23 protein-coding genes are annotated in these 24,204 nt (G+C 64.4%); 20 read left to right on the top strand and 3 right to left on the bottom strand.

The features are described 5' to 3' along the window. The first annotated feature begins 4 nt into the window (after positions 1–4). A complete protein-coding gene (gene sucD, locus AC1MCA_RS05960) occupies positions 5–907 on the top strand; it encodes a succinate--CoA ligase subunit alpha (RefSeq protein ID WP_108600293.1) in 903 nt (300 codons plus the stop codon). A 261-nt stretch (positions 908–1,168) separates the two neighbouring features. On the opposite strand, the gene AC1MCA_RS05955 is transcribed toward sucD, so the two are convergent. The 3 genes from AC1MCA_RS05955 to AC1MCA_RS05945 form a co-directional block, all read right to left on the bottom strand. Continuing rightward, entirely contained in the window at positions 1,169–1,651 is a 483-nt protein-coding gene (locus AC1MCA_RS05955; RefSeq protein ID WP_479801889.1) for an SRPBCC family protein, read from the bottom strand. Continuing rightward, a complete protein-coding gene (locus tag AC1MCA_RS05950; RefSeq protein ID WP_479801887.1) occupies positions 1,648–2,022 on the bottom strand; it encodes an ArsR/SmtB family transcription factor in 375 nt (124 codons plus the stop codon). The genes AC1MCA_RS05955 and AC1MCA_RS05950 overlap by 4 nt, the downstream gene beginning before the upstream one ends. 135 nt (positions 2,023–2,157) lie before the next feature. Then, the gene (locus tag AC1MCA_RS05945) at positions 2,158–2,607 is read right to left on the bottom strand and encodes a MarR family transcriptional regulator (protein ID WP_131682358.1); all 450 of its coding nucleotides are present in this window, start codon (positions 2,605–2,607) and stop codon (positions 2,158–2,160) included. Between the two features lie 169 nt (positions 2,608–2,776). On the opposite strand from AC1MCA_RS05945, the gene AC1MCA_RS05940 reads away from it, so the two are divergent. The 19 genes from AC1MCA_RS05940 to AC1MCA_RS05850 all read left to right on the top strand — a co-directional run bounded on the left by AC1MCA_RS05940 (position 2,777) and on the right by AC1MCA_RS05850 (position 24,143). After that, the gene (locus AC1MCA_RS05940) at positions 2,777–4,024 is read left to right on the top strand and encodes an MFS transporter (protein ID WP_479801884.1); all 1,248 of its coding nucleotides are present in this window, start codon (positions 2,777–2,779) and stop codon (positions 4,022–4,024) included. Positions 4,025–4,051: 27 nt separating this feature from the next. Continuing rightward, positions 4,052–4,885, top strand: coding sequence for an aldo/keto reductase (locus AC1MCA_RS05935; protein ID WP_479801882.1), 834 nt, complete (start codon positions 4,052–4,054; stop codon positions 4,883–4,885). Between the two features lie 181 nt (positions 4,886–5,066). Beyond that, positions 5,067–5,471, top strand: coding sequence for a tautomerase family protein (locus AC1MCA_RS05930; protein WP_479801880.1), 405 nt, complete (start codon positions 5,067–5,069; stop codon positions 5,469–5,471). A gap of 202 nt (positions 5,472–5,673) precedes the next feature. Further along, on the top strand, positions 5,674–6,705 hold the full coding sequence (iolC, locus tag AC1MCA_RS05925; RefSeq protein ID WP_479801878.1) for a 5-dehydro-2-deoxygluconokinase: 1,032 nt from the start codon (positions 5,674–5,676) through the stop codon (positions 6,703–6,705). Next, complete coding sequence (locus AC1MCA_RS05920) at positions 6,702–7,667, top strand: Cgl0159 family (beta/alpha)8-fold protein (protein ID WP_479801876.1); 966 nt, start codon at positions 6,702–6,704, stop codon at positions 7,665–7,667. Before iolC ends, AC1MCA_RS05920 begins: the two co-directional genes overlap by 4 nt. 39 nt (positions 7,668–7,706) lie before the next feature. Further along, positions 7,707–9,635, top strand: a complete 1,929-nt coding sequence (gene iolD / locus AC1MCA_RS05915) for a 3D-(3,5/4)-trihydroxycyclohexane-1,2-dione acylhydrolase (decyclizing) (protein WP_479803299.1) — start codon at positions 7,707–7,709, stop codon at positions 9,633–9,635. 61 nt (positions 9,636–9,696) lie between these two features. Further along, the gene (locus tag AC1MCA_RS05910; protein WP_479801874.1) at positions 9,697–11,211 is read left to right on the top strand and encodes a CoA-acylating methylmalonate-semialdehyde dehydrogenase; all 1,515 of its coding nucleotides are present in this window, start codon (positions 9,697–9,699) and stop codon (positions 11,209–11,211) included. Positions 11,212–11,234: 23 nt separating this feature from the next. Then, positions 11,235–12,146, top strand: a complete 912-nt coding sequence (locus AC1MCA_RS05905) for a sugar phosphate isomerase/epimerase family protein (RefSeq protein WP_479801872.1) — start codon at positions 11,235–11,237, stop codon at positions 12,144–12,146. 44 nt (positions 12,147–12,190) lie between these two features. Then, complete coding sequence (locus AC1MCA_RS05900; protein ID WP_479801870.1) at positions 12,191–13,204, top strand: Gfo/Idh/MocA family protein; 1,014 nt, start codon at positions 12,191–12,193, stop codon at positions 13,202–13,204. A 53-nt stretch (positions 13,205–13,257) separates the two neighbouring features. Continuing rightward, positions 13,258–14,133 (top strand): sugar phosphate isomerase/epimerase family protein, encoded by an 876-nt coding sequence (locus AC1MCA_RS05895; RefSeq protein ID WP_479801868.1) that lies wholly within the window; start codon positions 13,258–13,260, stop codon positions 14,131–14,133. Next, positions 14,130–15,572, top strand: a complete 1,443-nt coding sequence (locus AC1MCA_RS05890; RefSeq protein WP_479801866.1) for a sugar porter family MFS transporter — start codon at positions 14,130–14,132, stop codon at positions 15,570–15,572. Before AC1MCA_RS05895 ends, AC1MCA_RS05890 begins: the two co-directional genes overlap by 4 nt. 359 nt (positions 15,573–15,931) lie before the next feature. Continuing rightward, positions 15,932–16,933 carry a substrate-binding domain-containing protein gene (locus tag AC1MCA_RS05885; RefSeq protein ID WP_108599208.1) on the top strand — a complete coding sequence of 334 codons (1,002 nt, stop codon included), beginning with the start codon at positions 15,932–15,934 and terminating at the stop codon, positions 16,931–16,933. A gap of 63 nt (positions 16,934–16,996) precedes the next feature. Continuing rightward, a complete protein-coding gene (locus tag AC1MCA_RS05880) occupies positions 16,997–18,046 on the top strand; it encodes an ABC transporter permease (RefSeq protein WP_108599209.1) in 1,050 nt (349 codons plus the stop codon). Positions 18,047–18,058: 12 nt separating this feature from the next. Beyond that, complete coding sequence (locus AC1MCA_RS05875) at positions 18,059–18,994, top strand: ATP-binding cassette domain-containing protein (RefSeq protein WP_479801864.1); 936 nt, start codon at positions 18,059–18,061, stop codon at positions 18,992–18,994. A gap of 107 nt (positions 18,995–19,101) precedes the next feature. Beyond that, positions 19,102–20,097, top strand: coding sequence for a Gfo/Idh/MocA family oxidoreductase (locus AC1MCA_RS05870; RefSeq protein ID WP_479801862.1), 996 nt, complete (start codon positions 19,102–19,104; stop codon positions 20,095–20,097). Further along, complete coding sequence (locus AC1MCA_RS05865; protein WP_479801860.1) at positions 20,097–21,140, top strand: Gfo/Idh/MocA family protein; 1,044 nt, start codon at positions 20,097–20,099, stop codon at positions 21,138–21,140. Before AC1MCA_RS05870 ends, AC1MCA_RS05865 begins: the two co-directional genes overlap by 1 nt. A 35-nt stretch (positions 21,141–21,175) precedes the next feature. Next, positions 21,176–22,264 (top strand): Gfo/Idh/MocA family oxidoreductase, encoded by a 1,089-nt coding sequence (locus tag AC1MCA_RS05860; RefSeq protein ID WP_479801858.1) that lies wholly within the window; start codon positions 21,176–21,178, stop codon positions 22,262–22,264. Then, positions 22,264–23,106 (top strand): TIM barrel protein, encoded by an 843-nt coding sequence (locus AC1MCA_RS05855; RefSeq protein WP_479801856.1) that lies wholly within the window; start codon positions 22,264–22,266, stop codon positions 23,104–23,106. The genes AC1MCA_RS05860 and AC1MCA_RS05855 overlap by 1 nt, the downstream gene beginning before the upstream one ends. Next, positions 23,103–24,143: a Gfo/Idh/MocA family oxidoreductase gene (locus AC1MCA_RS05850; RefSeq protein ID WP_479801854.1), complete on the top strand. Its 1,041-nt coding sequence runs from the start codon at positions 23,103–23,105 to the stop codon at positions 24,141–24,143. The genes AC1MCA_RS05855 and AC1MCA_RS05850 overlap by 4 nt, the downstream gene beginning before the upstream one ends. Positions 24,144–24,204 lie beyond the last annotated feature (61 nt).

The following is a 24,204-nucleotide window of genomic DNA, read 5'->3' as shown; positions in this document are numbered from 1 at the left end:
CACCATGTCTATTTATCTGAACAAGGACTCCAAGGTCATCGTCCAGGGCATCACCGGCGGCGAAGGCACCAAGCACACCGCCCTGATGCTGAAGGCGGGCACCAACATTGTTGGCGGCGTCAACGCCCGCAAGGCCGGCACCACGGTCCTCCACGGCGACAACGAAATCAACGTCTTCGGCACCGTCAAGGAAGCCATGGCTGAAACCGGCGCAGATGTCTCCATCGTCTTCGTGCCGCCGGCATTCACCAAGAACGCCGTTGTTGAAGCCATCGAGGCCGGCATCGGCCTGGTTGTTGTCATCACCGAAGGCGTGCCGGTCCAGGACTCCGCCGAGTTCTGGGCACTGGCCCAGTCCAAGGTTGACGCCGACGGCAAGCAGGTCACCCGCATCATCGGCCCGAACTGCCCCGGCATCATCACCCCGGGCGAGGCACTGGTGGGCATCACGCCGAACAACATCACGGGCAAGGGCCCCATCGGTCTGGTTTCCAAGTCCGGTACCCTGACCTACCAGATGATGTACGAACTGCGTGACCTCGGCTTCTCCACCGCCATCGGCATCGGCGGCGACCCCGTCATCGGCACCACGCACATCGACGCCCTGGCCGCGTTCGAGGCTGACCCCGAAACCAAGGCGATCGTGATGATCGGCGAAATCGGTGGCGACGCTGAAGAGCGCGCGGCTGACTTCATCAAGGCCAACGTCACCAAGCCCGTCGTTGGCTACGTGGCTGGCTTCACGGCTCCCGAAGGCAAGACCATGGGCCACGCCGGCGCCATCGTCTCCGGTTCCGCCGGAACCGCCCAGGCCAAGAAGGAAGCCCTCGAGGCTGCAGGCGTGAAGGTCGGCAAGACGCCGTCCGAGACCGCCAAGCTGCTGCGCGAGGTTTACGCAACGCTCTAGGCTCCACCAACAAACAACGCGGGGTCACTTTCCGCCCGATCCAGGGACCTGGACGGGCGTTTAGTGACCCCGCGTTGCTGTTTAAGTTAGGCGCGTTGAGTACGACGGCGGGAGGTTCCCTTTTCGCGGGAGGCGGGGGATCACGCCGTCGTACTTTTCCTGCCTGGCTGTCAGATCTGCTCAGTAAACAAGCAACGCGGGGTCACTTCCCGCCCGATTCAGGGACCTGGAAGGGCGTTAAGTGACCCCGCGTTGCCTGAGTCAGACTTTGGCGGCGGACAGCAGCCCGTCCAGCCGCTCGTAGCCTTCGCTCATGCCGCCCTCCATGCCGGACTGCGCCATGCCGTCGCGCGCTTCCTGGCTGGGGTAGACCGAGTGGCCCCGCAGGCGGGTGCGTCCGTTGCCGAGGTCCTCAAAGGTCATGAACTCGAGGCTGACCACGTCAGGGTAGCCGCCGAACTCGAAGGTCTGGATGGCGAACTCGTTTTCACGGACGGTGTGGAAGATGCCCTTGAATTCGTAGGCGACGCCGTCCGGTCCGGTGTGCAGGTAGCTGTAGCTGCCGCCGGTCCGGAAATCGTAGTGGTCGAGCTCCATCTTCATGCCACGCGGGCCAAGCCACTGGACGATCAGGTCCGGCTCCTTGTGGGCGCGGAATACCTCTGTGACGGGGAAGTCGAACTCCCTCTCGTAGTCGATGAACGGAAGGCCTTCCGGAACGGAGAGATGCAGTGGATTGCTCATGATGACTCCTTGGATTCTCTGCCATTGAGGGTGCCGCCGGTGCCGGCGGTTCTTGAGTGGAGCACGGCGTCGAGGCGGCGGAACTGATCTTCATGGATCAGCCGGTACTGATCGATCCAGGCTGTGAGCGCCTCCAGCCGTGCCGGGTCCAGGTGGACGGGCCGGCGTTGGGCATCCCGCGACCGGGTGACCAGCCCTGCCTGCTCGAGGACCTGGATGTGCTTCGAGACCGCCTGCTTGGTGATCGCGAAGGGTTCTGCCAATTCATTCACTGTGGCCGGGCCGCGGCTGAGCCGGGCAATGATGCGGCGACGGACTGGATCGGCCAGGGCCATAAAGGCCTGGTCCAGCGATCCGTCGTCCGCTTCCATTGGTGGCTCCGCCTTGCGCAGTGACAACTCGTTTATGATCAACGTTTTTATTGATCAACCATCTGGTTGTTTAAGAATAAATCCGACAGCCAAAGTGGTCAAGAGCCCGAAGCTTTCGTCCAAGGGGCAAGGGTATTAGACGGCTGCGTGGAGTCCCGGGAGGGCGTGGACCAGTGCTGCCAGTTCGGGAACATCCCGCGCCTCGGCGAGGGCGCGTTCGAGGGTGGCGTCGTGGACCGGCCGGGCTTCTTCGAGCAGTGCGACTCCGTTTGCCGTGAGTTCGGTGTAGATCCCGCGGCGATCGTCCGCGCAGAGGATCCTGGTCAGCAGCCCCCGGTCCTCCAGCCGGTTGACCAGCCGCGTGGTGGCGCTGGCGCTCAATGCGGTGGCGCGGGCCAGTTGCTGCATGCGCATGTGCCAACCGTCCTGCCGGCTGAGGGCGTCCAGGACGGTGTACTCCACCACGGACAGCTTTGACTCGGCCTGGAGGGAGCGCTCCAGCTCGCCCTCGATCAGTCCGTGCAGTGCCGCGAGTGTGCGCCATCCCTGTGCGCGGACCTCCACGGCGTCGTCCTTGATGCCCATCGTCTGTTCCTTTTCCGGTGTGCCACCCAACGCCGCGGGGCGTGAGGGTAGACACGACCACTGATAGTTGCTTGCGCGGGGTATCTGCTTGTGCAACAATAAATAAAGCGTCTGCAACTACTAGCTTACGCGCACTACCTCATTCCGTACAGTTTCAAAGGAGCATTCCATGCCCATAGGCCTGATAGCTCTTGCCCTCGGCGGGTTCGGCATCGGACTCACCGAGTTCGTCATCATGGGCCTGCTGCCCGAGGTTGCCGCGGACTTCCGGGTCAGCGAAGCAACAGCCGGCTGGCTGATCTCCGGTTACGCACTCGCGGTTGTGGTTGGTGCCCTGGTGCTGACGGCAGCCGTGACCCGCTTCGAACGCAAGCCGGTCCTGGCAGTCCTTTTGGTCCTGTTCATCGCCGGCAACCTGATCTCCGCCCTTGCTCCCGGCTACGGGATGATGATGGCCGGCCGCATTCTTGCCGCCCTGGCCCATGGTGCATTCTTTGGCATCGGTGCGGTGGTGGCCGCCGACATGGTGGCGCCCACCAAAAAGGCCGGTGCCATCGCCATCATGTTCACCGGCCTGACGGCTGCCAATGTCCTGGGCGTGCCCTTCGGCACCATGCTGGGACAGGCCGCGGGCTGGCGCTCCACCTTCTGGGCCATCACAGTCATCGGCGTCGTCGCCCTCGCCGGAATCCTGGCCCTGGTGCCGAAAACCGGCCATGGGGACACCACACCAGGAACCCTCCGCTCGGAACTGCGGGCGTTCCGCTCCGGCCAGGTATGGCTCTCCATCCTTGTCACGATTCTTGGCTACGGCGGTATGTTCGGCGCTTTCACCTACATCGCCTTCACGCTCACCGAGGTCACCGGCTTCGCGGCATCCACCGTGCCGTGGCTGCTGATTGTCTTCGGTGTGGGCCTCTTCATCGGCAACACCCTTGGCGGCAAGGCGGCGGACCGCAACGTCGACCGGACCCTTATTGTGGTGCTCGCCGTGCTGGTGGTTATCCTCGCGGCCTTCGCCCTCACGGCTAACAACCAGGTGCTCACCGTGGCCTCCCTTGTCTTGATGGGCGGCTTTGGCTTCGCCACCGTACCCGGGCTGCAGATGCGGGTGATGAAGTACGCCGCCGGCGCCCCCACCCTCGCTTCGGGTGCCAACATCGGTGCTTTCAACGTGGGCAACGCGCTCGGCGCCTGGCTCGGCGGGGTAACCATCACTGCGGGACTCGGCTACACCTCGCCCATCTGGGCCGGTGCAGGCATCACCCTGCTCGGGCTCGCGGTCATGCTGATCGCTGCTGCCGCTGCGCGGCGGTCGGCTGAGCAGCAAACTTCCCCGGCGGCCACCGAGCCCGCGGCCGCAGATCCCGCAGCCGCAGACCCCGCGGCCGCTGAGCCCGCGGCCGCCCTCCGCTAACCATCCACTCTCAACAGGAGCACCACCATGACGTCCACCTCCGTCCCCGCCGTCGTCCTTAATAACGGGGTCCGCATGCCGCAGCTCGGCTTCGGCGTTTTCCAGGTGTCCGACGACGACACCACCACCGCGGTCAGCCACGCCCTGGCTGCCGGTTACCGGAGCATCGATACTGCCGCCATCTACGGAAACGAAGCGGGCACCGGGCGGGCAATCGCCGAATCGGGCATCGACCGCGGCGAGCTGTTCGTCACCTCAAAGCTCTGGGTGGCCGACCTCGGTTATGATTCCACCCTGGCGGCCTTTGACGGCAGCCTGGCCACGCTCGGCCTGGACTACCTCGACCTGTACCTGATCCACTGGCCGGCGCCTTCCACCGACCTCTACCTTGACTCCTGGCGTGCCCTGGAGAAACTGCTCGCTGAGGGCAAGGTCCGGGCTATCGGGGTGTCCAACTTCCTGCCCGAGCATCTCCAAAAACTGATCGGGCTGGGCGGGACGGTGCCCGCAGTCAACCAGATCGAGCTTCATCCCGCCCTCCAGCAACGGGACACTGCCGCGTCCAATGCCGCGCACGGGATCGCCACGGAGGCCTGGAGCCCCCTCGCCCAGGGGGCGGTACTCGCAGATCCGGCTGTTACGGACATTGCGCACGAGCACGGGGTGACTCCCGCGCAGGTCATTCTGCGGTGGCACTTGCAGCAGGGACGGATCATCATTCCCAAGTCCGTCACCCCCCAGCGCATCAAGGACAACCTGGACGTCTTCGGCTTCGACCTGGCCGCAGGCGAGATCGCGGTCATAGACGGCCTTGAGCGTGACGGGCGCACGGGCCCGCACCCCGCAGACTTCAACGGCTGACAGCTTCACGTTTGTGAAGCACGACGACGGATGGTCACCATCGCCACTTTGGTGACCATCCGTCGTCGTACTTGTTTAAGGCCTGTCGTGGGGATGGTCCCTCTGGAGCGCGCCGGTCGCGGGCATTGCATTGTTCCTGGCAGCTTTGTTAGTATGTCAGGACAAAGTTGAGGAGATGGAAATGCCACTGGTACGAATTGATGTCAATGAGGGCCGCAGTGCCGAAGCCTTGCGCGAACTCAGCCGGGGAATCCATGATGCGATTCTCGCTGAGTATGGAATTCCGGAGCGCGACTACTTCCATGTCCTGACGGAGCATCCGCGGGGCCAGATATTCGCCCAGGACGCGGGCCTGGGGTTTGAGCGCACGGCTGACGTCGTTATGATCCAGATCTTCACGCAGGGAGGCCGTACCCAGGGCGCCAAGCAATCCCTTTTCGCGGCAATCGCAGGCGGTCTGGCGGAGTTGGGCGTGGCCGGGGAGGACGTCTTCATCGGTTATGTGGAAAACACTCCCGGGGACTGGTCCTTCGGGTTCGGGCGCGCCCAGTATGTCACCGGCGAACTGGCCGTGCCGCGCAAATAGGCACTGCATCGGGAGGGCCGGGGCTCCGATCAGCCTGGCTTTGGCCGCCAAATGCAAGTTGTAGTTATGTCAGTACAAACCTTTGACAGGACATTGATTCTAGGGCAAAGTAGTGGTGTGTTCCCGCTCACGGGAATGGCCAGGCAACGGAGCTCCAACTGTCACAGGTACCGAGTTCAATCAGGAAAGGTCCGCGATAACCGTGACCCACGAACTTCTTACGATCGGGCGCATCAGCGTTGATATTTACCCGAACGACATCGGGGTGGGCCTGGAGGACGTCACGTCCTTTGGCAAGTACCTCGGTGGTTCCCCGTCCAACGTGGCAGTAGCTGCGGCCCGGCATGGACGCAGCGCTGCTGTCATCACCCGGACCGGTGACGACGCGTTCGGCACCTACCTTCACCGCGAGCTTCAGAAGTTCAACGTGGACGATTCCTTTGTCACCCCTGTGCAGGAGTGGCCCACGGCAGTGACGTTCTGCGCCATCATGCCGCCGGATGATTTCCCGCTGTACTTCTATGGACGTTTTCCCACGGCTCCGGACCTTCAGATCAAGGCCGCGGAACTGGACCTCGATGCCATCCGGAACGCCCGGATCTTCTGGTCCACGGTCACCGGTCTGTGCCAGGAACCCAGCCGTTCAGCCCACCTGGCAGCCCACGAGACCCGTTCCCGCGCGGACCTTAAAGACGGTCAGTTCACTATCCTGGACCTTGACTACCGCCCCATGTTCTGGGCCTCCGAAGAGGAAGCCCGCGCCCAGGTTGCCAAAATTCTGCCTCACGTGACGGTGGCGATCGGTAACGACAAGGAGTGCGCGGTAGCGGTGGGGGAGGGAACCCCTGACGAGCAGGCAGACCGGCTCCTCGCCGCGGGCGTCGAAATCGCCGTCGTCAAGCTTGGTCCTGAAGGTGTGATGGCCAAGACCCGCACCGAGCGGGTTGTCTCAGCCCCCGTTCCGGTCGAAACACTCAACGGACTGGGCGCAGGGGACTCCTTTGGCGGGGCTTTCTGCCACGGGCTCCTCTCCGGCTGGCCCCTGGCCCAGGTTCTGGACTACGCCAACGCCGCCGGCGCCATTGTGGCCTCCCGCCTGTCCTGCGCCGATGCGATGCCGACGCCGGAGGAGGTCACCTCGCTGCTCGCGGAGCGCGGCCGCCTGGTTCCCGGGCAGTATGCCGCCGAAGAACTTGCCACCAAAGGACTTGCCACCGAAGGAGCAGCCCTGTGAGCACCAATCTTGGCACCGCCCCCATCGCGGTTGATGACGATCCCCGCCGCTACGCCCACCTGAGCACCATCCGCCTGGAAGACCCGGATGCGATCTCCCGGGCCGCCAAGGCGCGCCGCCGCCACCCCGGCCTGAAATCCGGCCGGCAGAACTTCATCGTCGCTGCCGACCATCCGGCCCGCGGCGCACTGTCCGTGGGGAGCGATCCGGTGGCGATGGCGGACCGCCGGCAGCTCCTGGACCGCCTGCAGATTGCCTTGGCCAACCCGGCTGTGGACGGCATCCTGGCCTCCCCGGACATCATGGACGACCTGCTGCTCCTGGGCGCGCTGGAGGGCAAGCTGGTCTTCGGCTCCATGAACCGCGGCGGCCTCACCGGCCTGGTCAACGAATTCGACGACCGCTTCACCGGCCACACGGCCGCGGCCCTGGAAGCACTGGGGGCCGACGGCGGCAAGATGCTGACGCGGATCTGCCTGGGCGATCCGGACACCGTGTCCCTGCTCGAAGCAACGGCCAAGGCCATCGATTCGTTGGCCGAGCGCAAGCTGATCGCCATGGTGGAGCCGTTCCTGTCTGTCTGGGAGAAGGGCAAGGTCCGCAATGACCTCTCCACTGACGCGGTGATCAAATCCATCGCGATCGCCGAAGGGCTGGGTTCAACCAGCGCCTACACCTGGATGAAGCTGCCCGTGGTGGCGGACATGGAACGTGTCATGGCCGCGACCACCATGCCCACCGTCCTTCTGGGCGGGGACCCGGACGGCACCCAGGAGGAAGTGTTCTCCACCTGGGAAGCTGCCCTGTCGCTCCCCGGCGTCCAGGGCCTGACCGTTGGGCGGACCCTCCTCTACCCGGCGGACGGAAATGTTGCCGGCGCGGTAGCTTCCGCTGCCTCCCTCCTCCACCACACCGCATCCGCCGACACCACGGCAGCCCACACCGCAGAAGTAACGGAGTAATCTCCCATGGGAATGAAGAATTCATCGGGAACACGCAGGATGACGGTCGCACAGGCTGTGGTCGAGTACCTTTCGAAGCAGTACACCGTGGACACGGTCGGGGGAGTCGACTACCGCGAACGGCTGATCCCCGGGACGTTCGGCATTTTTGGCCACGGCAACGTCGCCGGGGTGGGCCAGGCCCTGAAGCAGTACCAGCAGCTGGATCCGACGATCATGCCGTACTACCAGGGACGCAATGAGCAGGCCCAGTCGCACCAGGCCGTGGGTTATGCCCGGCACACCCGCCGCCGCCAGACGTTCGCCATCAGCACCTCGATCGGTCCCGGGTCATCGAACCTGCTGACCGGTGCTGCGCTGGCCACCACGAACCGTTTGCCGGTGCTGCTGCTGCCGAGCGACACGTTCGCCACGCGTGCCGCGGACCCGGTGCTGCAGCAGCTTGAGCAGCCGTACGCGTACGACATCACGGTCAATGATGCGTTCCGTCCGCTGTCGAAGTTCTTTGACCGGGTGAACCGGCCGGAGCAGCTGTTCTCCGCGTTCCACCACGGACTGCGCGTCCTGACTGACCCGGCGGAAACCGGCGCGGTGACCATCTCGCTGCCGCAGGATGTCCAGGCCGAGGCCTTTGATGTCCCGGAGGAGTTCCTGGCCGAGCGCGAGTGGCGGATCCGCCGTCCGGACGCCGACGACGACGACATCGCCCGCGCAGCCGCTGCCATCCGTGCCGCGAAGCGGCCGTTGATCATTGCCGGCGGCGGTGTCCTGTACGCCTTCGCCAACGACGAACTCGCTGCCTTCGCCGAGCTGACCGGGATCCCGGTGGGCAACACGCAGGCGGGCGTCGGCGTCCTGCCCTGGGACCACAAGTTCAGCCTCGGCGCGATCGGGTCCACGGGCACGACGGCGGCGAACGCCATCGCTGCCGAAGCTGACCTGATCATCGGGATCGGCACCCGCTACGAGGACTTCACCACCGCCTCCCGGACAGCGTTCCAGAACCCGGACGTGAAGTTCATCAACATCAACGTCGCACCCATCGATGCATACAAGCACGGCACCTCGCTGCCGATCGTGGCCGACGCCCGCAAGGCCCTGGTCAAACTCAACAAGGCCCTCGGCGGCTACCGCGTCGGCGCCGACCTGGAAGAGCAGGTCGCGGCCGAGAAGAAGCGCTGGGACGCCACGGTGGACGCGGCCTTCGACACCCGGTACACCCCGTTGCCTGCGCAGAACGAAATCATCGGCGCCACCTCCCGCGCCATGGACACCGCCGACGTCGTCATCTGCGCGGCTGGTTCCCTGCCCGGGGACCTGCACAAAATGTGGCGCGTCCGGGACCCGTTCGGCTACCACGTGGAGTACGCCTACTCCTGCATGGGCTACGAAATCCCGGGCGGCCTCGGCGTCAAGCGCGCGGCACTGGCCGAGGCGGCAGCGGGCGGAACCCAGCGCGACGTCGTCGTGATGGTGGGGGACGGCTCCTACCTGATGATGCACACCGAACTGGTCACCGCCGTCGCCGAACGGATCAAACTGATCGTGGTCCTGATCCAGAACCACGGCTACGCCTCCATCGGCTCGCTCTCCGAAATGCTCGGCTCACAAAGGTTCGGGACCCAGTACCGGGCCCTGAACGAGGAACAGCACAGCTTCGACGAAGGCGAAACCCTCCCGGTGGACCTGGCCCTGAACGCCGAGTCCCTGGGCGTGAAGGTCATCCGGATCGAACCCGGCGAGAAGGTCATCGCCGAACTCGAACAGGCCATCCGCGATGCCAAGGCAGCCCCGGAACGCGGCGGCCCCATCCTGATCCACGTCGAATCAGACCCGCTGCTGGACGCCCCGAGCTCCGAATCCTGGTGGGACGTCCCCGTCTCCCAGGTCTCCGAACTGGAATCCACCAAGCAGGCCTTCCAGACCTACATCGAGCACAAAGACCGCCAGCGAAAATTCCTCGGCTGAAGACCTACACGCTGAAGCCCGCCAACTGACACTTCGTTCCACCTACTCAAGGAAGAGTCCCATGACTGCCACCACCACTGAGACCACCACCATCAACCACTTCATCAACGGCGCCGAAACCGCCGGCGAAGGCACCCGCACCCAGCCCGTCTACAACCCGGCCACCGGCAAGGTCAGCGGCGAGCTGCGGCTGGCAAACCGTGCCGACCTGGACGCCACCGTCGCCGCTGCCCGCAAAGCAGCCGACTCCTGGGGCGATATTTCCCTGGCCAAGCGCACCGCCGTCCTGTTTAAGTTCCGCGAACTGGTCGCCGCCCACGTGGACGACCTCGCGGCCCTGATCACCGCGGAGCACGGCAAGGTCCTGTCCGATGCGAAGGGCGAGATCGGCCGCGGCCTGGAAGTCATCGAATACGCCTGCGGCATCCCCAGCCTCGTCAAGGGCGACTACTCGGACCAGGTCTCCACCGGCATCGACGTCTTCTCCTTCCGCGAACCGCTCGGCGTCGTCGCCGGCATCACCCCGTTCAACTTCCCCGTGATGGTGCCGCTGTGGATGGCCCCGATGGCGATCGCCACCGGCAACGCCTTCATCCTCAAGCCCTCCGAACGCGACCCCTCCGCCTCCATGCTCCTGGCCAGGCTCTGGAAGCAGGCCGGCCTGCCGGACGGTGTCTTCCAGGTCCTGCACGGCGACAAGGAAACCGTCGAGGGCCTGCTGACCCACCCGGACGTGGACGGCATCTCCTTCGTCGGCTCCACCCCGATCGCCCAGTACGTCCACGAGACCGCCACCCAGCACGGCAAGCGCGTGCAGGCTCTCGGCGGGGCGAAGAACCACGCCATCGTGATGCCCGACGCCGACCTGGACAACGCAGCTGACCACCTCGCTGCCGCCGCGTTCGGCTCCGCCGGGGAACGCTGCATGGCCATCTCCGTCGCCGTCGCCGTGGGGGACGCCGCCGACCTGATCGTCAAGAAGGTCGAAGAGCGCGCCTTGGCCGTGAAGGTCAACAACGGCACCGCACCCGACGCCGAAATGGGCCCGGTCATCACCCCGGCCTCCAAGGAACGCATCGTCCGGATCGTCACCGAAGCCGAAGCCGCGGGAGCGGCGATGGTGGTTGACGGCCGCGACCTGGTGGTCCCCGGCCACGAGGAAGGCTTCTGGGTGGGCCCCACCGTTATCGACCACGTCAAAACCGGAATGACCGCCTACACCGAGGAAATCTTCGGACCCGTCCTCGTGGTTGTCCGCGTCGACACCCTCGAAGACGGCATCACGCTGATCAATGCCAACCCCTACGGCAACGGCACCGCCATCTTCACCTCCTCCGGCGCCGCAGCCCGGAAATTCCAGCGTTCCGTCACCGTCGGCATGATCGGCATCAACGTGCCCCTGCCCGTCCCGGTGGCCTACCACTCCTTCGGCGGCTGGAAGGCCTCCCTCTTCGGCGACAAGCACATCTACGGCCCCGAAGGCGTCTCCTTCTACACCCGCGGCAAAGTCATCACCTCCCGCTGGCCCGAAACCCACCACGCCTCCGGCGCCTCCTACAACTTCCCCTCCAACTAATCCCCGAGAAAGACAACGCTGTCATGACTGAGAACAAGCTGATCATCGGCACCGCGCCGGATTCCTGGGGCGTCTGGTTCCCTGATGACCCCCAGCAGACCCCGTGGGAGCGGTTCCTCGACGAAGTCGCAGAATCCGGCTACAAGTGGATCGAACTTGGCCCCTACGGCTACCTGCCCACCGATCCCACCCGGCTGGCCGAGGAACTAAAACAGCGTGATCTGAAGATCAGCGCCGGCACAGTCTTCGCCGCCTTCCACCGCGGCCTGGACCAGTGGGAAACCGCCTGGGAACCGGCCCGCAAGGTCGCCGAGCTCACCGCGGCCATGGGCGGCGAACACATGGTGGTCATCCCGGCCATGTGGCGCGATGACGTCACCGGCGAGGCAGTGGAGAGCGGCCAGCTCACCGAGAAGGCCTGGAGCGACCTCTTCACAGGCCACAACCGGCTCGGCAAAACCCTGCTGGAGGACTTCGGCCTGAAGCAGCAGTTCCACTCCCACGCAGATTCCCACGTGGGCGCCCAGGAAGACATCGAGACGCTGCTCGCGGCAACGGATCCGCAGTTCCTGAACCTGTGCCTGGACACCGGCCACGCTGAGTACTGCGGCGCTTCCAGCCTGGAGCTCATCAAGAACTACCCGGACAGGATCGGCTACCTGCACCTGAAGCAGATCAACCCGGAGATCCTCAAGAAAGTCAACGAGGAAAACATGACCTGGGCGGCAGCGAACCTGGCCGGTGTCATGACCGAGCCGCCGAACGGCCTGCCGGACCTGCGCGCAGTCATCGAAGCAGTTGAAGCACTGAACCGGCCGATCTTCGGCATCGTGGAGCAGGACATGTACCCGGTGGCCTTCGATGTCCCCATGCCGATCGCCAAGCGCACGCGGAACTACCTGCTCTCCTGCGGCTCCCGCACCACCGTCAACTGACGGACCCCCCCTACCTTTCCAGCCTCACCCCAAAGGACACCACAATGACTGAAATCCTCCGCGTCGCTGTCATCGGCGCCGGACGCATGGGCGCAGACCACATCCAGCGACTGACCAAGCGGATCAATGGAGCCGAAGTTGCCGCCGTCGTCGACGTCGACCTGGCCCGGGCCCAGGCAGCCGTCGACGGCATCCCGGGTGCCGTCGCCCTGGCCGACGCCGAGGAGGCACTGAACAACGGGGACGTCAACGCCGTCCTCATCGCCACCCCGGGCTTCCTTCACGAGGACATCCTGCTTAAGGCCCTTGCCAAAGACATTCCCATCCTCTGCGAGAAGCCGCTGACCCCGGACGCCGCCTCCTCCTGGAAGATCGTCCAGGCGGAAGAGAAGCTCGGCCACAAGAGGATCCAGGTGGGCTTCATGCGCCGCTTTGACGCTGAATACGCAGCGCTTGGCCAGATCATCCGGAACCACGAGCTGGGCGAACTGCTGATGCTGCACCACCAGCACCGCAACCCCACCACGCCGCCGGGGTTCACCAACGAAATGCTGATCAACGACTCCGTGGTCCATGAATTCGATGCAATCCGCTACTTCACCGGCGAGGAAATCACCAGCGTCCAGGTCCGGCTCGGCAAAGCCACAAAAAACGCACCCGCCGGGCAGCACGACCCCCAGCACGTCCTGCTCGAAACCGAGTCGGGCGTCCTGGCCGACGTCGAAATCTATGTCAACGCAAAGTTCGGCTACGAAGTGGCCACCCAGGCCTCCTTTGAAGAGGGCATCGTCAGCATCGGCGGGGACAAGGGTCCGTACACGCGCAGTGCCGGACACTGGGGCGGCAGCGTCACGCCCGGGTTTGAGGAGCGCTTCGGTGCCGCGTACGACGTCGAGATCCAGTCATGGGTGGACGCCGCCCTTCGCGGTGAAATCGGCGGTCCAACCGCCTGGGACGGCTACGCTACAGCTGCTTGCTGCGAGGCCGGCGTTGAGGCGCAGAAGAACGGCGAAAAGGTTGCCGTGAAGCTCAACGCCAAGCCCGCCCTCTACAGCTAGCGCATGCCCGCAACCGCCCTGACGACCCCCTGAACCACCATGGAGTGTCCTTCGTGAAAATCGCCCTTGACCCCACCCCGTTCCACCACTCGCACAGCCTGCTCGAATTCCCGCGGGTGGTAGCCGACCTGGGCTACAAGTACATGCAAATGACCCCGCATGCCGACTTGATCCCGTTCTACAACCACCCCAAAGCCGACGACGAACTGGTGGGGCAGCTGAACAAGGCATGCAAGGATGCGGCCATCGAAATCGCCTCCGTCCTGCCGGTGCTCCGCTGGTCCGGTCCCGACGAGGATGCCCGCGAGGCCGCGGTCCGTTACTGGAAGCGTGCCATCCAGATCACTGTGGACTTGGGCGTCAGCACCATGAACACCGAGTTCTCCGGCCGGCCGGAGAAGGCCGAGGAGTCCGAGCGGGCCTTCTACCGCTCCATGGAGGAACTTCTTCCCATCATCGAACGGGAGGGGATCGATCTCCTGATTGATCCGCACCCGGACGACTTCGTTGAGGAAGGACTTGCCGCCATCCGGGTTATCCGTGGGCTGAACTCGAAAAATGTCGGCCTGGTCTACGTCGCCTCGCACAGCTTCCACATGAAGAACGCGCCGCTGGAGATCATGCGGGCCGCCGGGGACAAGCTCCGCCTCGTCCACGTGGCCGACACCATGGACCACCATGCCTCGCACGGGTTGCGCTACATCACCAACCCGCCCGGCAACCCGGTCCGGGTGCACCAGCACCTCAAGATCGGCGACGGCGACGTCAACTGGGATGAATTTTTCGGCGGCCTGCAGGAAATCGGCTTCCTGGACAACGAGAGCGCCGTCATGGTCTCCAGCGTTTTCGCTGAAGACGACAACGCTGCGGAGGTCTCCCGCTACCAGCTGGAGACCATGCAGCAATACGTCCGAAAGGTCAGCGTATGACGGGGACGTCCGCTTCCGCGGACACCAGCCGAAGGCAGCCAGCCAACCACAAACGCGCCCTGCGGACCGTCACCATCATCTCCACATTCGGCGGACTGCTTTTTGGCTATGACACCGGCGTGATCAACGGTGCGCTGCCGTACATGCAGGAAGACCTGGGACTTACGCCGCTAACAGAAGGCCTGGTGACGTCCTCACTGCTTTTCGGTGCAGCCTTTGGCGCGCTGTTCGGTGGCCGCCTCGCGGACCGGAATGGCCGCCGCAAGATGATCATGGTCCTTGCCGTCATCTTCCTGGTGGGAACGCTGGCCTGCACCTTCGCTCCGAACACCGAAGTGATGATCCTGGCCCGGTTTGTCCTGGGCCTGGCCGTGGGCGGGGCGTCCGTCACGGTTCCCGTCTACCTTGCCGAGGTCTCACCGAGCACACGCCGCGGGCGGATCGTCACGCAGAACGAACTCATGATCGTCACAGGGCAATTGTTGGCGTTCATCTTCAACGCCTACCTTGGCAACACCTTCGGCGAAGCAGGCGGAATCTGGCGCTGGATGCTCGTCATCGCCACGCTGCCGGCCATTGCCCTGTGGATCGGCATGAATTTCATGCCGGAGAGTCCCCGCTGGCTTGCGTCCATGGGGAGCTTCGGTGAAACGCTCAGCGTGCTCCGGCGAATCCGTTCCCAGGAGGAAGCCCGGACGGAGTTCGAGGAAGTCAAAGCGATGGCCGTGGAGGACTACAAGTCCAAGATGGGCTCGTGGAAGGACCTTGGCATTCCCTGGCTTCGGCGGATTTTTGTGGTGGGCATCGGCTTGGCCGTCATTCAACAGATCACCGGCGTGAACTCCATCATGTACTACGGCACCCAGATTCTCGCCCAATCAGGTTTTGGACGCGAGGCTGCACTGACGGCCAACATCGCCAACGGCATTATCTCTGTTGTGGCCACGTTCGTGGGCATCTGGCTCCTGGGCAAGGCCGGCCGGCGAAAGATGCTCGTCACGGGCCAGATCGGCACCACCAGTGCACTGCTTCTGATCGGAATTTTCTCCCTGGTCCTGCCGGAAGGGACCGGGCGGGGCTTTGTAATTTTGGCTCTGACCGTCACCTTCCTTGCTTTCCAGCAAGGTGCCATCTCGCCGGTGACGTGGCTGATGCTTTCCGAGATCTTTCCCCTGAAAATGCGCGGCCTCGGCATGGGGGCCTCGGCCTTTGTGCTCTGGATCGTGAACTTCCTAGTCGGTTTCGGGTTCCCGCAGCTGCTTGCGGCGATCGGGCTCTCCAACACGTTCTTCGTCTTTGCGGTCCTGGGCGTGGGCGCCATCCTGTTCGCCTCAAGATTCGTTCCTGAGACTAAGGACAAGAGCCTCGAGGACCTGGAGCACTACTTCAAGAACATCGCCGGAGTGAAACCGGAAGGCGCCAAAACACTCGCCGTCTGAATCTCCTGGCTACGAGAACCGAATGGGCAGTTCCGCCGAACACGGCGGAACTGCCCATTGTCGTATCCACAAAGCAACGCGGGGTCACTTTCCGCCCAAAAACCGGTCGTTATTGGGCGGAAAGTGACCCCGCGTTGTTCCCACACAAGGGAGACGTGACCCTGCCGTCCATCATTCCTGGCGCGAGAACGGTCGCCTCCAGCACGCAGGGTTCAATGTTTTGTCACGATTTACGTGTTTACATACTAATGTCAGGACAAAGTATTGACATGTGTGGTTCAAGTCACCATGATCGATGTAGGCGATATTCCGGCGGCTGCAAGGTAGCAGCCCGGAGCTGAAATCAAAGGAGATTCACAGTGGTAAAACTCTCTTGGCGTAAGGCGGCACTGGTAGCAGCAGTTGTCCCGATGCTGGCCCTCAGCGCATGTTCAAGCACCGGCGGCAAGTCCGAGGAGACCGGCGGCGGTGCGGGCGGCGGCCAGGTGGCCACGACTGAACGGATCAAGATTGCCCTCATTACCCATGCAGCCCCGGGCGACACCTTCTGGGACATCCTCCGTAAGGGTGCCGAAGAGGCGGCCGCCAAGGACAACGTGGAACTGCTCTACACCTCGGATCCCGAAGGTGGCCGGCAGGCCCAGCTGATCCAGCAGGCCATTGACCAGAAGGTGAGCGGCATCGCCGTAACCCTGGCCAAGCCGGACGCGCTCAAGGACGTCCTGAAGAAGGCCACCGACGCCGGAATCCCGGTTGTCAGCCTCAACTCCGGTGCGGATGTCTGGGGGGACGTAGGTGCCTTCACCCACTTCGGTTCCGACGAAAACCTGGCCGGCGCCGCTGTTGGCGAGAAGCTTGCCGCTCTCGGAGCCAAACGCCCGATCTGCGTGATTATGGAACAGGGAAACGTGGCACTTGATTCCCGCTGCGCAGGCGTCAAAACGAAGATCCCTGCCACCGAAAACCTGTTCGTCCAGGGAACTGACATGACCCAGGTTTCCTCCACCGTGACCGCAAAGCTACAGGCCACCCCGGACGCAGACGCGATCATCGGCCTCGGCGCACCGTTCACCCTCACCATCAACAAAGCGGTGGAAGCCCTGGGGCTGCAGGACAAAGTCAAGGTTGCTTCCTTCGACATGAACGGTGACCTTGCCCAGGCCATCATCGACGGCAAGGTGGCCTTCACCGTTGACCAGCAGCCATGGCTTCAGGGCTACGGCGCTATCGACGCCCTGTGGCAGGTCAAGCGCGGCGGCTACCACGTGGGTGGCGGACTTCCGGTCCTGACAGGACCGTCGATCATCGATCAGGCAGCAGCTCCTGACGTCCTCAAATTCGCCAAGGAAGGCATCCGCTAAGGATGCTCTGAGCCGGGTTCCGGAGTCCTCGGGCTCCGGAACCCGCCCTAGCAGGAGAACCCCATGACCCAGACATTATCCAAGTCCCCCCTCCCCGTTGCCGATGAACGAATCGGTAAGCGCAACCCCCTCCAGAAGCTCCTCGGCCGCCCGGAAGTCGGCGCGCTCGTCGGCGCGATCGTTCTGTTCATCTTCTTCGCGGTGGTTTCCCAGACCTTCCTCCAGCCGGCGTCCTTCGCCACAGTGCTGTACGGCAGCTCCACCATTGGCATCATGGCCGTCGGGGTATCGCTGCTCATGATCGGCGGCGAGTTTGACCTCTCCACCGGTGTCGCCGTGATCTCGTCGGCCCTCACGGCATCGATGTTCAGCTGGTACTTCAGCACGAACATCTGGGTGGGGGTGGCCTTGGCCCTGCTGGTTTCCCTGGCCATCGGCTTCATTAACGGCTGGATCCTGATGAAGACCAAACTCCCCAGCTTCATCGTCACCCTCGCTACCTTCCTCATGCTGACCGGCCTGAACCTGGGCCTGACCCGCATGATCGGCGGCGGTGTGTCTTCCCCCTCGATTTCGGACATGGACGGCTTCGCTGCCGCCCGTGCGGTCTTCGCGTCTTCAGTGAGGATTGGCGGGATTGACGTCAACATAACGGTGTTCATCTGGATCGCGCTGGTGGCCGTCGCCACCTGGGTGCTGATGCGGACCCGGGTGGGGAACTGGATCTTCGCCGTCGGCGGGGACGAGAACGCAGCCCGCGCCGTGGGTGTCCCGGTGAAGGCAACCAAGATCGGCCTGTTCATGGGAGTGGGCTTCTGCGGCTGGATCCTGGGCATGCACAACCTCTTCGCCTTCGACACCGTGCAGTCCGGTGAAGGTGTGGGCAACGAATTCCTCTACATCATCGCCGCGGTGATCGGCGGCTGCCTCTTGACCGGCGGCTACGGATCCGCGATAGGCGGCGCGATCGGCGCCTTCATCTTCGGCATGGCCAACAAGGGCATCGTCTACGCCCAGTGGAACCCGGACTGGTTCAAATTCTTCCTGGGCCTGATGCTTCTGCTGGCCACCATCGTCAACCTCATCGTCAAGCGCCGCGCGGAACTGAAGTAAGGGGCCGGAGAAATGAATGCAAAGCAGATCGACCAGCAAACACTGCTCAAGAATGAACGGGATCCGCTCACCCACACGCCCGTCCACCTGCTTTCCCTCGAAGGGGTGGGTAAGCACTACGGCAATATCATCGCCCTGTCCGATGTGACCATGGCCGTGGACAACGGCCGGGTCACCTGCGTCCTGGGCGACAACGGTGCGGGTAAGTCAACGCTGATCAAGATCATTGCCGGCCTGCACCAGCACGACGCCGGGGTACTGAACATCATGGGAGAGGAACGGAAGTTCAGCTCACCACGTGACGCCCTCGACGCCGGCATTGCCACGGTGTACCAGGACCTCGCAGTGGTGCCACTGATGCCGATCTGGCGGAACTTCTTCCTTGGCTCCGAACTGACGTCCGGCTTCGGCCCGTTCAAGAGCATGGACGTTGAAAAAATGAAGGACATCACGCTCAAGGAACTCGCCGAGATGGGCATCGACCTACGTGACGTGGAACAGCCCATCGGCCAGCTCTCCGGCGGTGAGCGCCAGTGTGTCGCCATCGCCCGCGCCGTGTACTTCGGCGCCAAGGTCCTGATCCTGGACGAACCGACGGCGGCACTGGGCGTGAAGCAGTCAGGCGTCGTTCTCCGTTACATCCTGCAGGCCCGTGACCGTGGGCTGGGGGTCATCTTCATCACCCACAACCCGCACCACGCCTTCCCCGTCGGTGACAGGTTCCTGCTGCTCAAACGCGGCAAGTCGATCGGCTACTACGACAAGAAGGACATCACCCTGGACGAGCTCACCGCACAGATGGCCGGCGGCGCCGAGCTGGCGGAGCTCGCCCACGAGCTCGAACAGCTCGGTGGCCACGGCGACATCGTCAAGGAAGTTAAAGCGGAAGTCGCTGACGTTGCTGACGTCGCCGAAGCCTCACGGGAAAGCAGTCCACGGCACGCCTAGGCAGCCGGGAGGGGGTCCGCCTGAAAGCAGGACCGGGCCCCCTCCCGCCACGCCGTGGCGCAGATGCCACCGCACGAAGCAGTTATAGAAGCAGAACGGAACACAACATGCCGATCCGGGTTGGCGTTATCGGCGCCGGTGTCATGGGCGCAGACCACATCAGGAACCTCTCCACCACCATCAGCGGGGCTGAGGTCACCTTCGTGGCAGACCTCGACGCCGGCCGGGCGGCGGCAGCAGCGCCGCCGTCGGCTCGCATCACCACCAACCCAACCGAGCTCATCGACTCGAGCGACGTTGACGCCGTCGTCATTGCCTCGCATGATGACACCCACGCCGGCCTGGTGCTGGAGTGCTTTGAAGCGATGACCCCGGTGCTGTGTGAAAAGCCGTTGGCCCCGACGCTCCTGGAAAGCCGCGAAGTGGTGGAAGCTGAGGCAGATATCCTTGCCGCAACCGGGGCCAGGCTGCTCTCCATGGGCTTCATGAGGCGGTTCGATCCCGGCTACGTCGCCTTGAAAGAAAACACCCGGACGCGCAGCCAGGGCGAGCCGCTGCAGGTGCACTGCATCAGCCGGACGGCAGACTCGGGACCGGGCGCAAGCTCCGAATCCGCCATCACCAATTCGGCCATCCACGAGTTCGACATCATCCCCTGGCTGCTGGGCTCACCTGTCACCGAGGTCTCCTGGCAGGCGGGACGCAGTTCCCGGCACAGCACCGGAGATCTGCGGGACCCTTCCTTCATGCTGCTGCGCGCAGCAGACGGCACGCTCGCCACCCTGGAACTCTTCCTCAACGCCCGGTACGGCTACACCACCGCATGCGAGGTCGTGTCGGAATGCGGCACCGCCGCACTGCCGGAGCCCGCCGCCTTGGCCATCAACCAAGAGGGGCACCGGCGTTCCGAGGTCCCCGCTGACTGGCGCCCGCGCTTCGCCGACGCCTACCGGCTGCAGCTCCAGGCCTGGATTTCCTCGCTCCGCCGCGGTGAACCGGCACCGCTCGCCACCGGGGAGGACGGCCTGCGGGCATCGCAGGTTGCCCAAGCCATGATCCGTTCGCTCCACAGTGATGGAGCCTTCACGAAAGTGACCTACTGATGCCCCTCAGCACCCTGCCGGCATCACGGGTACCGGACTCACGGGACGCACCTTCCCTGCGGTGGGGGATCATGGGCCCGGGGTGGATTGCCGAGCGCTTCACGGAATCGGTGCAGGCCCACACAGATCAGGTGATCGCCGCCGTCGGCTCCCGTTCCCTGGCCCGTTCCAAGGCCTTTGCCGATACCTTCGGTCTGCCGGCCGCCTACGGCAGCTACGAGGAGCTGGCCGAATCTCCCGATATCGACATCGTTTACGTCTGCACGCCACACAACGTCCACCACAGCGCTGCCCTGCTCGCCATCGACGCCGGCAAACACGTCCTCATCGAGAAGCCCATCGGGCTCAACGCGGTGCAGGCGCGGGATATCGCCGCGCGGGCCACAGCTGCCGGCGTCTTCGCCGCCGAGGCAATGTGGAGCTTCTTCCTGCCAAAATTCGACGTGATCAAGCAAGTGCTCGACGCCGGAACGCTGGGGACTGTGACCACCGTCCTGGCAGAATACGGCGAGTTCTTCGACCGGAGCCACCGCATCTTTGATCCGGCACTGGCCGGCGGTCCGCTGCTGGACCTGGGCACCTACCCGCTGGCACTCATCACCGAAGTCCTGGGCTCGCCCGAACGGCTGCACGCCGCGGGCCAGCCACACGAATCCGGGGTAAACGCCCAGCTCTCCGCCATCATGGAATTCCCCGGCGGGAGCCAGGCCGTGATGAACACCCAGCTCCACAATTTCACACCCACCGCAGCAACCATGGTGGGCTCCGAGGCCACATTGACCATCGACGGCCCCTTCAACATGCCCGGCGGTTTTGAGGTCAGGTTTCCCGACGGGAGCCGGCTCCGCCACGACGAACCAGCCGGCGGCCACTTCGAAGGCCTGCACTATGAAGCAGCGGCGGTGGCCCGCACCATCGCCGCCGGTCAAACGGAAACCACGCAGCGGCCCCTCGCTGCTTCCATCCGGACCATGGAAACAGCCGATGAAATCCGCCGCCAGCTTGGCATTGAATTCCCGGGCGAACACAGCGCTTCCGCCTGAGCAATTGTTGCATTGACTATCGAAAGGACGGGCCAATGGCCTATATCGAACACCGTTCCGCCGGACTTCCCGCCCCGGTGCGGCTGGGCCTCATCGGGTCCGGGTGGATGGGGGCGTTCCATGGTGAGAGCATCGCCCGACGGGTTCCCGGCGCTGTGCTGGCCGCCGTTGCCGATCCAAACCTGGACTCCGCAGCCTCTGTGGCAGCCGGCCTTGGCGCAGCGAAGGTCACCGCCGACGCCGCAGACATCCTGGCCGATCCGGACATCGACGCTGTCATCATCGCCAGCCCTGCCCGGTTCCACGCTTCCCTGATCGCCCAGGCCGCCGCGGCGGGAAAGCACGTCTTTTGCGAGAAGCCTGCTGCGCAGACCCTCGAAGAACTCGACGCCGCCCTCCACGCTGTGGAAGCGGCGGGAATCCACTTCCAGATCGGGTTCAACCGCCGCTACGCCGCTGACTTCCAGGCTGCCAAGAACGACCTGGCCAACGGTGTCGTCGGGACGCCGCAACTCCTGCGCTCGCTGACCAGGGACCCGGGCACCGGGAGCATCGGCCACGCAGCCAGGATCCCGGCCTGGACCATCTTCCTGGAAACACTGATCCACGACTTTGACACGCTGAACTGGTTCAACGAGGGCGCGGAGCCTGTGGAGGTCTACGCCGCCGCGGACGCCCTGGTGGAACCAGGCCTCCGCGACCAGGGATTCCTGGACACGGCCGTGGTCACCATCCGCTACAGCAACGGAGCCCTGGCGGTGGCCGAAGCGAACTTCAGCGCACTTTACGGCTACGACGTCAGGGGAGAGGTGTTCGGCTCCAAGGGTATGGTCCAGGCGGGACGCCCCACCGAGACAGCTGCCGTGAGGTACACCGCCGAAGGCCTGTCCGCAGACACGCCACGGCTCAACGTTGAGCTCTTCCGCGATGCCTACACGGACGAACTCGTGGACTTCACTTCGGCGGTCCGTGCGCGCCGCGATGGCGACCAGCCGCCGTCGGGCGCTTACACCCTTACCCCGGGGCCCGCCGATGCCCGGCGTGCCCTGGCCATGGCATTCGCGTGCATCGAGTCTGTCCAGCGAGGCGGACCGGTTGCTGTTGCCCAGAAGGCGGCAGTCTGATGCGGCTGGCCGTGTGCGCCGAAATGGTGTTTATGGGGCTGCCGTTCACCGAGCGGGTGCGGCGTATCCACCAAGCCGGATTCGACGTCGAACTGTGGGACTCGAGGAACAAGGACATCGCCGCGCTCAAGGCCACCGGCGCCGTCTTCTCCTCGATGACCGGCTACACCTCGGGCAGCCTGGTGGACCCGGACACAGCTGATGACGTGGTGAAGACCGCCGAAACCTTGATTCCCACAGCGTTGGAACTTGGCGTCAGCCGGATGGTGGTCCACTCCGCGGAGCTCATCGACGGGAAGGCGGCGCGTCCCGCCTACCGCTCCACGGGCAAAATGTGGATCACCGGCGCACGTACCCTGGAACGCCTTGGCGCGCTCGGTGAGAAGCACGGCCTGACGTTCTGCCTCGAAAACCTCAACACGGTGCTGGACCATCCGGGCATTCCGCTGGCCCGTGCTAAGGACACGCTGGCCCTTGTGGAAGCGGTGGCTCACCCCAACGTGAAACTCATGCTGGACCTGTACCACGCACAGCTGGGGGAGGGGAACCTGATCGAGCTCGTACGCACGGCCCTGCCGCACGTTGGCGAGATCCAGGTGGCGGACGTTCCCGGCCGCTGCGAGCCCGGCACCGGCGAAATCAACTACGCGGCCGTGGCCCGGGCGCTCGCGGCCGCCGGCTATGAGGGAACCGTAGGCATGGAGGCCTGGTCCAGCGGCGACGACCTGGCGGCGCTGGAATCGTTCCGGCGTGCCTTCTCACCACAGGACCTTTCCGCGCCAGCCACCACCGGTGAGGCAGCCGGGCACAACAGGACTTTTACAACGGAGGCAGCAGTATGAAGGACGTCATTCTCGGCTTGGTTGGCGTGGGCCGGATCGGCGTGATGCACGCCAACAACATCGCAGCGCTCAACGCGGAAGTCGCGGGCCAGGGCATCAGCGTCAAACTGCGGCTGACCGACGTCGCCGAAGACCACGCCCGCACGGTAGCAGCGGGCCTCGGCGCAGAATTCCTGCCGTCGGTGGATGCCTTGATCGCCTCCGGCATCCAGGGGCTGGTCATCGCAACCGGAACAGGCACCCATCCGGAACTGATCCGGGCGGGAGTGGACGCAGGGATTCCCGTTTTCTGCGAGAAGCCCGTGGCCATGAATGTGGCCGATTCCCTGCCCGTCCTGGAACACATCCGCGCCAAGGACGGCGTGGTCCAGATCGGCCATCAGCGCCGTTTTGACGCCGGGTACCTTGAAGCGAAGCGTGCCTACCAGGCCGGGGAACTCGGCTGGATCCACTCGCTGCGGGCCGTCACCTGTGACATGACGCCGCCGCCGGTTGAATTTCTGGCCACCTCCGGCGGGCTGTTCCGCGACTGCTCGGTCCATGATTTCGACATCCTGCGCTGGCTGACCGGGCGCGAAATCGTGGAGGTCTACGCCAGGGGTTCCAACAACGGCGATCCCGCCATCGGCGGGGTGGGGGATGTGGACACGGCCCTGGCTGTGATGACTTTCGACGACGGCACGGTAGGCACAGTTTCCGCCAGCCGCTACAACGGGGCCGGGCATGATGTCCGCCTCGAAATCCAGGGCTCCAAGGGTTCCCTGATGGTCGGCCTGGACGAAAAGTCCGCCCTGAAATCAGCCGAGGAGGGGATCACCTTCCCCGCGGGCGAGTCACACACAACCTTCGCTGAACGATTCGATACGGCCTACCGCTCGGAAATGGCAGCCTTTGTGGAGCTGGTCCTCGGCCGGCGGGCGAACCCCTGCACGCCGGAGGACGCCGTGGCCGCTTCACGCGTGGCGGATGCCGCGCAGGAGTCGCTGGCGAGCGGGGTTCCGGTCAGGGTGGCCCTTGCCGTGGCGCCAGCCGCATAAAGCACAGCCAACCAGAACCGCCCGGTTGAACGCCAAGGCGCCCCTGACGGAATCACTTTCC

The sequence above is a fragment of the Arthrobacter sp. BK1 genome, from assembly GCF_056680055.1.
This window is presented reverse-complemented; position numbering and strand designations above follow the sequence as displayed.

What these genes read in the sequence shown, in the direction of transcription:
- sucD (WP_108600293.1), top strand. Translation starts at nt 5, where the DNA reads ATGTCTATTTATCTGAACAAGGACTCCAAGGTCATCGTCCAGGGCATC.
- AC1MCA_RS05955 (WP_479801889.1), bottom strand. Translation starts at nt 1,651, where the DNA reads ATGAGCAATCCACTGCATCTCTCCGTTCCGGAAGGCCTTCCGTTCATC.
- AC1MCA_RS05950 (WP_479801887.1), bottom strand. Translation starts at nt 2,022, where the DNA reads ATGGAAGCGGACGACGGATCGCTGGACCAGGCCTTTATGGCCCTGGCC.
- AC1MCA_RS05945 (WP_131682358.1), bottom strand. Translation starts at nt 2,607, where the DNA reads ATGGGCATCAAGGACGACGCCGTGGAGGTCCGCGCACAGGGATGGCGC.
- AC1MCA_RS05940 (WP_479801884.1), top strand. Translation starts at nt 2,777, where the DNA reads ATGCCCATAGGCCTGATAGCTCTTGCCCTCGGCGGGTTCGGCATCGGA.
- AC1MCA_RS05935 (WP_479801882.1), top strand. Translation starts at nt 4,052, where the DNA reads ATGACGTCCACCTCCGTCCCCGCCGTCGTCCTTAATAACGGGGTCCGC.
- AC1MCA_RS05930 (WP_479801880.1), top strand. Translation starts at nt 5,067, where the DNA reads ATGCCACTGGTACGAATTGATGTCAATGAGGGCCGCAGTGCCGAAGCC.
- iolD (WP_479803299.1), top strand. Translation starts at nt 7,707, where the DNA reads ATGACGGTCGCACAGGCTGTGGTCGAGTACCTTTCGAAGCAGTACACC.
- AC1MCA_RS05910 (WP_479801874.1), top strand. Translation starts at nt 9,697, where the DNA reads ATGACTGCCACCACCACTGAGACCACCACCATCAACCACTTCATCAAC.
- AC1MCA_RS05905 (WP_479801872.1), top strand. Translation starts at nt 11,235, where the DNA reads ATGACTGAGAACAAGCTGATCATCGGCACCGCGCCGGATTCCTGGGGC.
- AC1MCA_RS05900 (WP_479801870.1), top strand. Translation starts at nt 12,191, where the DNA reads ATGACTGAAATCCTCCGCGTCGCTGTCATCGGCGCCGGACGCATGGGC.
- AC1MCA_RS05890 (WP_479801866.1), top strand. Translation starts at nt 14,130, where the DNA reads ATGACGGGGACGTCCGCTTCCGCGGACACCAGCCGAAGGCAGCCAGCC.
- AC1MCA_RS05880 (WP_108599209.1), top strand. Translation starts at nt 16,997, where the DNA reads ATGACCCAGACATTATCCAAGTCCCCCCTCCCCGTTGCCGATGAACGA.
- AC1MCA_RS05875 (WP_479801864.1), top strand. Translation starts at nt 18,059, where the DNA reads ATGAATGCAAAGCAGATCGACCAGCAAACACTGCTCAAGAATGAACGG.
- AC1MCA_RS05870 (WP_479801862.1), top strand. Translation starts at nt 19,102, where the DNA reads ATGCCGATCCGGGTTGGCGTTATCGGCGCCGGTGTCATGGGCGCAGAC.
- AC1MCA_RS05865 (WP_479801860.1), top strand. Translation starts at nt 20,097, where the DNA reads ATGCCCCTCAGCACCCTGCCGGCATCACGGGTACCGGACTCACGGGAC.
- AC1MCA_RS05860 (WP_479801858.1), top strand. Translation starts at nt 21,176, where the DNA reads ATGGCCTATATCGAACACCGTTCCGCCGGACTTCCCGCCCCGGTGCGG.
- AC1MCA_RS05855 (WP_479801856.1), top strand. Translation starts at nt 22,264, where the DNA reads ATGCGGCTGGCCGTGTGCGCCGAAATGGTGTTTATGGGGCTGCCGTTC.
- AC1MCA_RS05850 (WP_479801854.1), top strand. Translation starts at nt 23,103, where the DNA reads ATGAAGGACGTCATTCTCGGCTTGGTTGGCGTGGGCCGGATCGGCGTG.